This window comes from Kiloniella majae (assembly GCF_002118315.1).
Taxonomy (GTDB): Bacteria; Pseudomonadota; Alphaproteobacteria; order Kiloniellales; family Kiloniellaceae; genus Kiloniella; species Kiloniella majae.
The window spans coordinates 463,451-475,610 of sequence record NZ_MTSZ01000002.1 but is presented as its reverse complement, the minus strand read 5'-3'; the positions used below and the strand labels follow the sequence as shown (position 1 = coordinate 475,610).

General features: G+C 44.8%; 15 protein-coding genes and 2 tRNA genes. 14 read left to right on the top strand and 3 right to left on the bottom strand.

Going from position 1 to position 12,160, the window contains the following annotated elements; genetic code table 11:
- Window positions 1-21 precede the first annotated feature (21 nt).
- The gene (locus BKB51_RS20630) at window positions 22-711 is read left to right on the top strand and encodes a hypothetical protein (RefSeq protein WP_125911810.1); all 690 of its coding nucleotides are present in this window, start codon (window positions 22-24) and stop codon (window positions 709-711) included.
- Here BKB51_RS20630 and BKB51_RS08360 read toward each other — a convergent pair.
- Window positions 623-1,150: a hypothetical protein gene (locus tag BKB51_RS08360; RefSeq protein ID WP_085900630.1), complete on the bottom strand. Its 528-nt coding sequence runs from the start codon at window positions 1,148-1,150 to the stop codon at window positions 623-625. The two genes, BKB51_RS20630 and BKB51_RS08360, sit on opposite strands and share 89 nt — an antisense overlap.
- A gap of 380 nt (window positions 1,151-1,530) precedes the next feature.
- Here BKB51_RS08360 and BKB51_RS08355 point away from each other — a divergent pair, with 380 nt between their 5' ends.
- Entirely contained in the window at window positions 1,531-1,740 is a 210-nt protein-coding gene (locus BKB51_RS08355) for a hypothetical protein (RefSeq protein ID WP_085900629.1), read from the top strand.
- A 152-nt stretch (window positions 1,741-1,892) separates the two neighbouring features.
- Here the strand turns inward: BKB51_RS08355 and BKB51_RS08350 are convergent.
- Window positions 1,893-1,967 (bottom strand) — tRNA-Thr (locus tag BKB51_RS08350).
- Between the two features lie 99 nt (window positions 1,968-2,066).
- Between BKB51_RS08350 and BKB51_RS08345 the strand changes: the two genes are divergently transcribed.
- The 8 genes from BKB51_RS08345 (at window position 2,067) to BKB51_RS08310 (ending at window position 8,406) form a co-directional block, all read left to right on the top strand.
- Entirely contained in the window at window positions 2,067-2,333 is a 267-nt protein-coding gene (locus tag BKB51_RS08345) for a hypothetical protein (RefSeq protein ID WP_085900628.1), read from the top strand.
- A 222-nt stretch (window positions 2,334-2,555) separates the two neighbouring features.
- Entirely contained in the window at window positions 2,556-3,110 is a 555-nt protein-coding gene (gene dcd, locus BKB51_RS08340; RefSeq protein WP_047764680.1) for a dCTP deaminase, read from the top strand.
- 189 nt (window positions 3,111-3,299) lie between these two features.
- Window positions 3,300-4,589 (top strand): UDP-N-acetylglucosamine 1-carboxyvinyltransferase, encoded by a 1,290-nt coding sequence (gene murA, locus BKB51_RS08335; protein WP_085900627.1) that lies wholly within the window; start codon window positions 3,300-3,302, stop codon window positions 4,587-4,589.
- 34 nt (window positions 4,590-4,623) lie between these two features.
- On the top strand, window positions 4,624-5,238 hold the full coding sequence (locus BKB51_RS08330) for a DUF2948 family protein (RefSeq protein ID WP_085900626.1): 615 nt from the start codon (window positions 4,624-4,626) through the stop codon (window positions 5,236-5,238).
- A 76-nt stretch (window positions 5,239-5,314) separates the two neighbouring features.
- A complete protein-coding gene (gene hisG, locus BKB51_RS08325; protein ID WP_085900625.1) occupies window positions 5,315-5,977 on the top strand; it encodes an ATP phosphoribosyltransferase in 663 nt (220 codons plus the stop codon).
- A complete protein-coding gene (hisD, locus tag BKB51_RS08320; protein WP_085900624.1) occupies window positions 5,967-7,259 on the top strand; it encodes a histidinol dehydrogenase in 1,293 nt (430 codons plus the stop codon). The genes hisG and hisD overlap by 11 nt, the downstream gene beginning before the upstream one ends.
- Window positions 7,260-7,466: 207 nt before the next feature.
- Entirely contained in the window at window positions 7,467-7,961 is a 495-nt protein-coding gene (locus tag BKB51_RS08315) for a UPF0262 family protein (RefSeq protein ID WP_085900623.1), read from the top strand.
- 1 nt (window position 7,962) lies between these two features.
- Window positions 7,963-8,406, top strand: a complete 444-nt coding sequence (locus tag BKB51_RS08310) for an arsenate-mycothiol transferase ArsC (RefSeq protein WP_085900622.1) — start codon at window positions 7,963-7,965, stop codon at window positions 8,404-8,406.
- Window positions 8,407-8,408: 2 nt separating this feature from the next.
- Here the strand turns inward: BKB51_RS08310 and BKB51_RS08305 are convergent, their stop codons facing one another.
- Window positions 8,409-9,182 carry a substrate-binding periplasmic protein gene (locus tag BKB51_RS08305; RefSeq protein ID WP_085900621.1) on the bottom strand — a complete coding sequence of 258 codons (774 nt, stop codon included), beginning with the start codon at window positions 9,180-9,182 and terminating at the stop codon, window positions 8,409-8,411.
- A 256-nt stretch (window positions 9,183-9,438) separates the two neighbouring features.
- Between BKB51_RS08305 and BKB51_RS08300 the strand changes: the two genes are divergently transcribed.
- From BKB51_RS08300 to BKB51_RS08285, 4 genes are all read left to right on the top strand, one after another.
- Window positions 9,439-10,029 (top strand): Maf family protein, encoded by a 591-nt coding sequence (locus tag BKB51_RS08300; protein WP_085900620.1) that lies wholly within the window; start codon window positions 9,439-9,441, stop codon window positions 10,027-10,029.
- 6 nt (window positions 10,030-10,035) lie between these two features.
- Complete coding sequence (locus BKB51_RS08295) at window positions 10,036-11,211, top strand: ribonuclease E/G (RefSeq protein ID WP_085900619.1); 1,176 nt, start codon at window positions 10,036-10,038, stop codon at window positions 11,209-11,211.
- Window positions 11,212-11,230: 19 nt separating this feature from the next.
- Window positions 11,231-11,434: a DNA gyrase inhibitor YacG gene (locus BKB51_RS08290; protein WP_085900618.1), complete on the top strand. Its 204-nt coding sequence runs from the start codon at window positions 11,231-11,233 to the stop codon at window positions 11,432-11,434.
- 126 nt (window positions 11,435-11,560) lie between these two features.
- Window positions 11,561-11,636, top strand: a tRNA-Phe gene (locus tag BKB51_RS08285).
- Window positions 11,637-12,160: the final 524 nt, after the last annotated feature.

Below are 12,160 nucleotides of genomic sequence, written 5' to 3'. Positions count from 1 at the left end.
CTGGGGAGTGAGGGTGTTCGAATGCAAAAAGTAAGAATAATACAAGCTGTAACAAAGAAGATGTCAGATATAGAAACGACATTATCTGATAGGGGGATCGCGATAGAAATGTGCGAAGACTTTCAGGAACTGGAAAGGATTTGTAATTCTATTGAAGATAGAAAACGCCTTTCCGAGCCATTTAGTACCAAATACTTCGATATTCTGCCTCGAGATGGTTTTTGGATCAGAGGTTTCGATCAAGACGGGAGGACTGTCAGTACACAGGTCATGCGTCTTTCTGAGCTGGGGGAGACCAATTTGGCAACTCTATGGCAGCAGCAGCTCAAGCGCTTGCATGGTGGAAAACTTATGACGACATCAAGCCCCGGCGCACAACGTATTAACGGAAGAGTTGTCTATCATGGTGATGTTTGGGTTGATCGTTCTTGTGCCCGATTGAATTTGGGAGGGATTATGTCCCATCTCGCCCTGTCAGTTGCGTTACTGAAATGGGCGCCGGATTTTGTTTATGGGTTTATGCGAGAAAAGCTTTGTTTATCTGGCTTTGCGCTGAAAGAAGGGTACTTTCATTGTGAACCTATTGGATCCCATTGGGTGGAGCAACCACGCGAGATCGATCCTAGCGATTGGCTGGTGTGGATGGGGCGCCATGACCTGGAATATCTTGCTCAACATAAAATGATTTCAGGCTTGTTATACTCCCGATAACATTTCCGCCACTCTTGAACCGACAAGGTAAAAGCAGACGCTGGTAGCTGACCAAACAATTTCCCTTCACAGGGTGAACCAGTGGTGCAACGACTTCATGGGCAACAGGTTTGTTGTCTTCAAGAACCTTGATATAGGATTCTGTGACAGCCAAATCAAATTCAGCATCGGGAAGGGTCGACCCTGTACAAGTTTCCGCCCAGTTATGGCCAAATACCTGAGCTGTTACCGATGTATTTCCGGCATGAATAAGCGGGGGGATACGGTCTTCCCGCTGGATAACCGATATCTGCAAGTTTTCCAGTATGCGTGTGGTTGCCTGATCGCGGCCTATAATGCCGCCAGAATTTTGCCACCACTCCAAGCCTTGCGTTAACAGGATATCGGCTTTATCCGACGGCAAGGTTATGGGGGCTAATGTGATAACATCTTTTGTCATCGGAACTTACACGGCAAGGAACACACTACGAGCGAGATATGTACAATGCCATTAATAAGAGTATTGGGCAATTGTTAATCATGTGCAGGCAGTGTCAAACATAGTCCCGATGTTTGAGATAAATTTAGAATTACTTTAAAGTAATTATATTATTTTGATTGTATTTAATTGATTTGATCAAATATTATCTTTACAATTAATTGAATAAAGCGCCCAATGGTGTCGTTGATTTAAATATTTTTATAAGAAATTATGGTATGAATGTTGTTTTGATATTTATTTTTCAGATATTTTTATCAAAATTATTCCACTTAAAATTTTTGTTTATGGATGTTTGAACTACTGATACTTCAAAAATACTTATCAGAGAGTGAGATTTTATGACGAAAGCTAGAGCGCGTGAACGAGCGAAAGCAAGGGCGGCTAAATCAGTAAAGAAAGTTCATAATGCTGATTTGTCAGATCAAACTGAAGAGCAAAAGCAAGATAGCCATTTTGACCGTAAAGCTAGTTCAATTAAAGGTCCGAGTATGAATGCCGATCACGGTAACTTCGGTGGTGCACGGCGTGGGGCGGCGCGATCTAATTAACCAAACCAGTTAAATTTCCTAAAGAATGGCGTGTGGTATCAGGTGTTGATCTGATGCTGAGGTTTGGTTTTAGTATTTCGATGTAATTGTTCAGAAATTTTGTGCGATGGGTAAACACACCTTTTTACAAAAGTTCTGAATATTTTTTGAAATGGTGCCGTGAGGCAGAATTGAACTGCCGACCCCGTCATTACCAATGACGTGCTCTACCACTGAGCTACCACGGCCTCGCTTGGACGGGCGTTATATGCCTCTGCCCGCATTTTAATGCAAGCCCTATTTTTATCTTTTTATAAAATTTTGTCATCCCCTTAAATGCACAACAAATGTCAGCAGGAATGATAATTGGCCGTTTTGCTGGCTTGAGGCTTGACCTGTGGGGCAAGACTTTGCAATCTGCGGCCATGACAGATCAAGACAAGACCGAAAATTCGGCAGGCGAGAGCCTTACAGATAATAAGCAGCGTAGCCAGAAGTCCATAAATGCCGAAAAAGAAATGGCGCAACGGACCAAAATCAGACTGGAACGAGAAGCAAAGGCTCTGAGAGATAACCTCAAAAAGAGGAAAGGTCAGCTTCGAGAGCGTAAATAATTTGGCGCTGGTTTTTAAGATCGTCAATTTATGCAAGTGATCTTTACACGGGCGATCTTTCGGAATTTGCCTATACATCTTTAGATGAATTATCACGACAAATCTTTTGTTCTTCTTATCTTCAATCTTGAGCTTTGGGGCGGAAGACAGTAGAAGGCTTATGACCTTGCGCGATAGTGACGCGCAAGAGAATGGAATCGGTGAACATTGGGAGGATATGCCGTGGGAATTATGCCGGATACTTGGATTCGAGAACAGGCCGAAAACCATGGCATGATTGAGCCTTATGTTGAGGCACAAAGACGTGAGGGAGTTATCTCTTACGGCGTCAGTTCTTATGGATATGATGCGCGGGTTTCCAATGAGTTCAAAATCTTTACCAATGTACATAATGCCATTGTCGATCCTAAAGAGTTCTCTGATCAGAGTTTTGTAGAAAAAGATGATGATGTCTGCATTATTCCACCGAACTCTTTTGCTCTGGCCCGCACGGTCGAATATTTCCGGATTCCACGCGATGTTCTGGTTATATGCCTTGGTAAATCGACCTACGCCCGTTGCGGTATCATCGTCAACGTAACACCGCTGGAGCCAGAGTGGGAAGGCCATGTGACATTGGAGTTTTCAAACACAACGCCGCTCCCTGCTAAAATCTATGCCAACGAAGGGGTTTGTCAGTTTCTCTTCTTGAAGGGCGAAGGTGATTGCGATGTTTCCTATGCAGATCGCGCAGGTAAATACATGAAGCAGCGTGGCGTTACTCTGCCACGTTTGTGATAGAGCTCGCCTTTAAGGGCAGGAAAATTAGCTTAGGCATTTGCATATTTCGGCCTGAGCAGCGAACTGAAACAAGACGATTTATTTTGGGAATTGAGATCCTTTAAACAAATCAGCGCCACGATTTGAACAAAGCCTTTGGATAGTCCTGTCTGACAGTTGATAACCAGGCAGAAACGGTAAAGTACGATGGATAAGATAAAAATTCGCGGTGGTAACCCGCTTAAAGGCAAAATCTGGATCTCAGGAGCCAAAAACGCGGCCTTGCCGTTGATGACGGCTTCTTTGTTGACTGATGAAGTTCTGACACTCAAAAACCTTCCCCATCTGGCGGATATTACGACCCTTGCAAACCTGTTGGCGCAACATGGTGTTGAACTGCACATGAACGGTTCCGCCGGAAGTCAGGGCTGTGCCGGGCGTGTTCTTGAAATGCATGCCAAGACGATTGAGACGACGAAAGCTCCTTATGAACTGGTTCGTAAAATGCGAGCGTCTATCCTTGTTCTTGGTCCCTTGCTTGCCCGTGAAGGTCATGCGGAAGTCTCATTGCCTGGGGGCTGTGCAATTGGCTCTCGTCCTGTTGATTTGCATCTTCAGGGCATGGAGCAATTGGGCGCAGAAATTGAACTTAAAGAAGGGTATGTCCACGCCAAAGCACCAAAAGGTTTGATTGGTGGTGAAGTGATGTTCCCGAAAGTATCTGTCGGTGCGACAGAAAACATCATGATGGCTGCGGTGTTGGCAAAAGGCACAACGCGTATGATTAATGCAGCGCGCGAGCCGGAAGTTGTTGATCTTGCAGAGTGCCTGATGGGAATGGGCGCTAAAATTCAGGGTGCTGGAACCGATACGATAACGATTGAAGGTGTTGATCGTCTGCATGGCTATACGCATACTGTTGTGCCAGACCGTATTGAGACCGGCACCTATGCTATGGCTGCGGCGATGACAGGGGGGGAACTGGAACTCGTTGGTGCGAGGCCTGAACACCTTCGTTCCATGATCGATCAACTTGCCCATGCGGGTGTAAGTATCGAAGAGCTTGATAACGGTATGGTTGCGCGCTGTTCAGGGGAGCGCGTCACGGGTGCTGATATTATGACAGAGCCTTACCCGGGGTATCCAACAGATTTACAGGCGCAGACAATGGCCTTGATGTCCACTGCGGATGGGGCATCGATGATTACCGAGACGATTTTTGAAAATCGTTTTATGCATGTACCAGAATTATGCCGAATGGGTGCGAATATCACGGTGCACGGTTCTTCTGCATTGGTCAGAGGTCAAGCGAAATTGACCGGAGCTGAGGTAATGGCAACTGATCTGAGAGCAAGTTTTTCTCTGATTATGGCAGGACTGGTTGCTGATGGTGAAACTGTGTTAAACCGTGTTTATCATCTCGATAGAGGTTATGAGCGTGTTGAAGATAAGCTCGCTGCCTGTGGTGCCGATATCGAACGTATCAAGGGCGAGTGACGCCTGAATAGGAATCAGTTGGGAATTTGAAGATATGACTGAGGGAAAAAGACTGAAGATCAGAGCGCGTGACGCCGAGGACATTCGTACACTCTCGGGCTTACTTCAGGATTCCCTGGCTCCTCTGTGTGATGTAGCCTATTTGCGCGAAGAGAAACGGTTTGTGTTGGTCGTTAACCGCTTTTGTTGGGAAATGTTGCCGCAAGAGTTGCGCGAGCGTGCTTTATCTGCACCTGATACACCGGCAGGACAGGCGGAGCAGGACGATGTGCCCTTTGAAGACGTTGAGGATTTGCCAACTTTTCATCGGGTTAACACGGGACTTTGTTTTGACAAGGTAAAATCTGTTCAAACCAAAGGTGTTGATCTAAAAAACAAAGATGAAATTCTCAACCTGCTGACAGTTGCAGCGATACCCGGTTACATTACGCTCCATTTTTCTGGTGGTGCCGCAATTCGTTTGGTGGTGTCTCAAATTCGTTGCCATATGGACGATATTAGTGAGCCATGGCCAACGCTCTATCAGCCTCGTCATGGCGTTGATGATGAAGCCAAAGAGCAGGATACGAATGCTGGATCAAATACTGGGCCGAAAACTGGGCACGAACAAGAGCATTCAGAGGGTACGCGCTCCCCGGAAGAAGCGTGATAGAGAACAAGTAAAAGATTATTCAGGCCTATAGAGAGTTTTATCCTCTGGCCTTAAAAGAAAACGGATTAATATTATGCCCAAGATCGAACCGATGGTCCTGGCTGTCCCTAAGGGACGTATTCTTAAAGAACTACTCCCCCTGATGAAAAGTGCAGGGGTTGTCCCCGAAGAGTCATTTTTTGATGACAAGTGCCGCCAATTACGTTTTGCAACCAATGTTGACTATTTGGAACTCATCAGAGTACGCAGCTTTGATGTGCCGACATTTGTTGCTTTTGGTGCGGCTCATCTCGGGGTGGCAGGTAGCGATGTTATTATGGAGTTTGACTATCCTGAAATATACGCACCTGTTGATCTGGATATCGGGCACTGCCGCATGTCTGTGGCTGCGCCGACGACGTTGTTGGAAAACGAGGATCCTTCGCAGTGGAGCCACATTCGCGTTGCAACGAAATATCCAAATATAACCAAAAAGCACTTTTCTGCCCGTGGTGTACAGGCGGAGTGCATCAAGTTAAATGGCGCTATGGAACTGGCACCAAACCTTGGCCTGTGTCGTCGTATTGTTGATCTGGTTTCTTCCGGAGCTACGCTGAAGGCAAATGGCTTGGCTGAAATCGAACAGATTTCCGATGTCTCATCCCGGTTTATTGTAAATCGCGCTGCTCTTAAAACTCGACCTGATGAAATTAATCACTGGGTTCGCAGCTTTCAGGAGGCAGTCAATGCCAAGTGAACTCAAGGCTAACTCTACCGACTTTGAAGGCCAATTTGTTGATCTTTTGTCTTCTAAGCGTGAAGTTTCATCTGATGTAAATGATGCTGTTGCCGAAATTTTAGCTGATGTGAAGCGTCGGGGAGATCAGGCTCTTTTTGATTACACCAAACGGTTTGACCGCCTTGAGTTAGATGTAGATTCAATGCGTGTTTCTGGTGCTGAAATCGAAGAAGCCGTCGCGGCATGTGCTCCTGAATCTATCAAAGCACTTGAGCTGGCGGCGAACCGGATTACGGACTATCATGCTCGCCAGAAACCAGAAGATTTACAATATACGGATGAAGTTGGTGTTCAGCTGGGTCACCGTTGGACTGCGGTTCAAGCTGCGGGGCTTTATGTTCCCGGTGGATTGGCGAGTTATCCGTCATCTGTATTGATGAATGCTCTTCCAGCCAAGGTGGCCGGTGTTGAACGATTGGTAATGGTTGTTCCTTCACCTGATGGTGTTTTGAACCCATTGGTTCTTGCAGCGGCTTCTATTGCTGGGGTTGATGAAATATATCGCATCGGAGGTGCACAGGCCGTTGGGGCTTTGGCCTATGGTACAGATACGATAAATCCGGTTGATATTATTGTTGGTCCTGGCAATGCTTACGTAGCTGCAGCTAAAAAGCAGGTGTTTGGTACTGTTGGTATAGATATGATCGCTGGCCCGTCAGAAATTCTGATTATTGCTGACGGTAAAAATGACCCTCGTTGGATTGCGGCAGATCTTCTGGCTCAGGCTGAACATGATACAGCAGCGCAATCCATTCTGATTACAGATGATGTCAGCTTTGCGGAAGCTGTAAAACAAGCTGTAGATATCCACTTGCAGGCGCTATCCAGAAGTGAAATTGCTGGAAAAAGCTGGCAAGATCATGGGGCGATTATTCTTGTTGATGATCTTGAAGAGTCTGTTGTCTTGACGGATAGAATTGCCCCGGAACATCTTGAGATTGCGGTTGATGAACCACAGGTGTTAGCGGACAAGATCAGAAATGCCGGTGCGATGTTCCTTGGTCGTCATACAGCAGAGGTAATTGGTGATTATGTGGCGGGACCTAATCATGTTCTGCCGACAGCGAGGTCTGCACGTTTCTCATCAGGATTGTCTGTACTTGATTTTATGAAGCGGACATCTTTGATTTCTTGTGATGCACAGAGCTTAAAAGCAATTGGCCCTGCGGCTGTAACCCTTGCGAAGGAAGAGGGGCTTACAGCGCACGCTTTATCTGTGTCTCTGCGCCTAGAAGATTAAATCTTCTTTTTAACCTGACTCGAAAAGACCTAACCCGATTTGCATTAAAAGATAAAGTGCAAATCGGGTTATTCTGTTTCAGATCGGGGCTTTACCTCTTTACTCTTCCGTTGGTTTCCTATTACGCTTGCATAGTATGTAGGTCACTGGATGTCATTATTGCCGGTGACAATGTCATTTGATTTTTAGATGTTTTGGGGGCTGAAGATGGAACAGGACGGGCAGAAGTCATGTCACTATCTTTCCCATATCAATTTAGATGAGACATCATTGGCGAGAAGCTCACCTGATGTGGAAAAAGAGCGCGCCATTGCGATCTATGACATTTTGGAACAGAACCACTTTTTACCTTTCGGGTCTGAAGCCGGGCCTTATATTCTGGATTTGGCCATCGTTGAAAATCGCCTAAGATTCAGGATTGATAGAGAAGGGGGAGCGTTTTTGTGTGAGCATATTCTCTCTCTGACGCCATTACGGCGGGTCATCAAGGATTATTTTTCGGTCTGTCAGACATACTTTGAGGCTATCAAAATGGCCAGCCCCATGAAGATTGAGGCCATTGATATGGGGCGTCGTGGGTTACATAACGAAGGGTCTGAAATTTTACAGCAGAGATTGGAGGGCAAAATTGAAATGGATTTCAATACTGCCCGTCGTCTCTTTACACTGATTTGTGCTTTGCACCACGTCAGGGGGCGTTGAGTTGAGCGATCTACCCGACGCCGTTCTTATTGCCTGTACACATAATGCTGTGCGATCGCCAATGGCAGAAGGAATTTTAAAGCACTTGCTTGGACACAAGGTCTTTGTGGACTCTGTTGGAGTGCGGTCTCAGGAAATTGATGGCTTCGTTATTGAGGTGATGGATGAAATTGGCATTGATATTTCAAAGCATCGCGCCAAAAACTTTACTGATCTGGAAGATAGTTCCTTCGACCTGATAATCAGTCTTTCGCCAGAGGCACAGCACTCTGCTGTTGAAATGACGCGAACGATGGCTTGTGATGTTGAATTCTGGCACACGTTTGACCCAACATTAATAGAGGGCAGCCGGGAAACAAGATTGGAATCTTATCGTCAGGTGAGAGATTTTTTAAAAAAGAAAATAGAAACAAGATTTACGCTCGATCTTAAGCCTAATCTATAGCATTAGTTTGTTAGTTTCACATTGTAAGATGTGGGATAGAGGTTATGTTTCTTAAATAGTTTTTCGAGTGTTCCATCGGCTTTTATGAGCTTATAGCCTTCGCTCAGGCGTTCTGTGATAAGAGACGCATCCAAACGAGTTGTGCTGATTGCGGGGTGAATATCTTCCAAAAATAAGGTTTCCAGATAAACGATCTTGTCAGCGTGATCGAGATTTTTGGTTTGCAAGATGTAGTTTCCGAGAACGTTTCCGGTGAACAGGATATCAAAACGTTCCTCAATCAGCATCTTCATACCGTTAACTTCACGGGGATAGGGAATGAGCTTGATGTCATCGTCGATCAGGCCTTGTAACACTTTTGTGTAAGAGCCACCTTTGAGTGCGCCAAAAGTATATTGCTTTAAGTCAATCAGTTGACTGAGTTCTATGTTGCTATCTTTGCGAACAAATAATCCAACTTCTGTAACCCAGAATGCCTGCTGGGTATATGTAATCCAGCTTTGGTGCTCTGCAACGAAGGTAGAGCAGGAAATACCGTCTATTTCACCGATTTTGGTGAGGGTAATTAAGCGATTCCAGGGAAGTATTTGATGTTCTATATCATAGCCAACGCGCTTTCCCGCTGTCTTCAAGATATCGACAAAAAGGCCTTGGTTTGTTTTCGTTGCATCGACCAACGGCTTCCATTCGTTACAGGCGAGAACAAGCTTCTCAGCTTTTGCCGGGAAGCCAAGTGTCAGTATAATGAGTAAAATGGATGCAAAGCGAACGACCATACTTGTCGCTTCCTTCCCCCCTTGGAATAACAAACAAAACTAATGACAGATCATTTATAAGAAAGCTTAACATTTCCCTTTCATCAGTAAAGTTTTTTTGGGGGGCTACGTCATTACCCATGTTTGGGGAAGGTCGTTGTTTGCGGTCAGGAATTTTGCTATCTAGCAAAGGTGTAGTTCACAAGAACAATCCTCCCACTGTGTTTTGGAGTGGTAGAGCTTTGTTCTGTGTTTTTTTGAATGAAATGGTTAATTGATGAATCTTATCATACGACAGTCTTCAGCTCCTTTTGTGCTTGCATCCGGGTCGCCTCGCCGACGTGATTTACTTGAACAATTAGGTTTGAAACCTGATGTCATTGAGCCTGCGGATATTGATGAAACGCCCAAAAACCGTGAACTGCCAATTGATTACGCCAAGCGGATTTCTTTTGAAAAAGCTGCGTTGGTTTCAACCAGACATGAAGATGCCTTTGTTTTGGCCGCAGATACGGTTGTTGCTGTTGGCCGACGCATTTTACCCAAGGCAGAGGACGAGATTGATGCGCGAGATTGTCTGTCGTTACTCTCTGGCCGACGACATCGGGTTTTGACCGGGCATGTTCTCGTACTTCCGAATGGAGAGGTTAGAAAAAAGGTTGTAACAACTGCTGTAAAATTCAAACGCCTGCACCAAAGTGAAATTGATGCATATATTGCTTCTGGAGATTGGCAGGGGAAAGCAGGGGGCTATGCTATTCAGGGGGGGGCATCGGCATTAATCCCCTGGATAAGCGGTTCTTACACAAATGTTGTTGGGTTATCTTTGCCTGAGGTCACGAACATGCTGGTTGGAAATGGGTTCTGACGCTTCATGAGCAATGAGATTTATATAGATTTTTTACCGGGTTTGATCCGTGCGGCACGTCTGGAAGAGGATCGTCTGGAAGATCTTTTGATTATTCGTGCTGATAAACCCCAAATAGTGGGGAATCAATATGTTGGTCGCATTACGGCAATTGACCGAGGATTAGGGGCCGCTTTTGTTGATATAGGATTAGCGCAACATGGATTTCTGCCTTTGCAGGATGTTCCCAAGACTCTTGGTGATAAAATTAGCGAAGGAAATTATCTCTGTGTCGAAGCTGTAAGAGAGGCTTTTGATGACAAAGGGGTTCGGGTAAAGGCGAGAATAAAGGATGACCTTCCCGCGAGTGTAAAGGCGTTGAAAACGGCAGACCGATTACGCGAATGGATTTTAAGGCAGAAACGTGAAATTGACTGTATTCATGTAACAGATGCCCGAATTGCACAAGAGATCAAAAGCTATTTGTCTGAATGGAAAGAAGGAAGACCCACTGTTAAGCACTTAGCGGAAAGGCCTGATCTTTTCGAGTATGCAGGTATTGAAGAGCAGATTGAGCAGTTAATTCAGGTGGAGGTTAGCCTGCCTTCTGGTGGTAGCTTGCTCTTTGAGCAGGGAAGAACGCTTACGGCTATTGATGTAAATAAAGGAACTATGCAGCATAATGGTGGATCTGAGATGCTGCATTATCAACTTAATCTTGAAGCTGCAGAAGAAATTTGTCGGCAAATCAAGTTAAGGAATGTCGCTGGCCGAATTATCATTGATTTTCCCTATATGAAGTCTGCTGATCATCGAAAGAATCTGCAGGCAAGGTTTAAGGTAATCCTCAAAGAAGATTGTGTCGGACACAAATTGCTGCCGCTTTATATGACAGGCATACAGGAGTTGACGAGAAAGAGAGCGGGATTAAGTTTGCAAGATCTGTTGCTTTCGCCTGTTGGTATTGGCGGGCTGGGGCACGAGAAAGCCCCCTTTATGAATGGAATGGGCGTCTTAAGGCAACTTTGGTCGGATAGTATTCATCAATCAAAACCGAAAACACGGATTGTTGCCTCGCACCGTGTTGTAGAGTTTCTGGGCTCTTGTACTGCATTACCGTATGTTGAGGAGAAGACGGGGACAAAAATTAGCTTACATGAAAGTTCTGTTTGGACTTCTGATGATGTCGTTGTGTTTGAATAAAAATTGTATGTGAAAGAAAATGTCTAAGAAAAACGTGAGTACCGAGAAAAAAATTAGCAAATTAATATGCCCTGTATGTCGCGGAGAGATGGCCGAGAATTACAAACCATTTTGCTCAAAGCGCTGTGCTGATGTTGATTTGAATCGATGGCTTGATGGTGGCTATCGGATTCCGACCGACGAGCGCCCTGTCGGAAGTGTTGATGATGACGAAATTGTGTGATTAAGAGTTTGAAAATATAACAAAAAACTCTTTTTTTACATTTTCTTTGTAATAGGGCTGGACAGAACCTCAATCATTTTCTATAAGCCCTTCATCGGCGGCCAACGAGTTTGGCAAGCCCACGGTGCCCAGATAGCTCAGTTGGTAGAGCAGCGGACTGAAAATCCGCGTGTCGGTGGTTCAAATCCACCTCTGGGCACCATTTTAAAATTTCCCATTGTAATACAAGTATTAACTTAATTAAGAGAACGAATATCCACGTCTGTGGGTTGGTACGTTCGGCTTGTTACTCTAATCTTATGAATTCTGATTTCTTCAACATCTAATGCTATTTAGCATAGGTATTGTCTGAAGAAGTTTTTTAATAGATTAGAAAGGGGGCGTTTATGCTTTGAAGCTAGATCCTTTTGCTCTGTTTTGGCCAAATGTATTTATCGAAAGAGTCCTTTGCGCATAAAAAGCACGGATAAGATGTGAAAAATAAATGAAAATCCACAATTGAAACTTGAAGGTGTTTGGCTTTTAAGATAAGTTCTGCCCCGAACAAAGGTTTTTTGCTTATATCTTTTGTGCTTCAGGTTAGGTCTGATCCGCAGATGTTTTATGAGTAAAAAATGCGTATGTGGTTTTTTTGCAACAGGCTTACTTAAATAGCCGTATTCGCTATTGGATTCTTGACATTCAAGACCAGTGAATTGTAAAAGGAGCACAGTATTCTATTTGTTG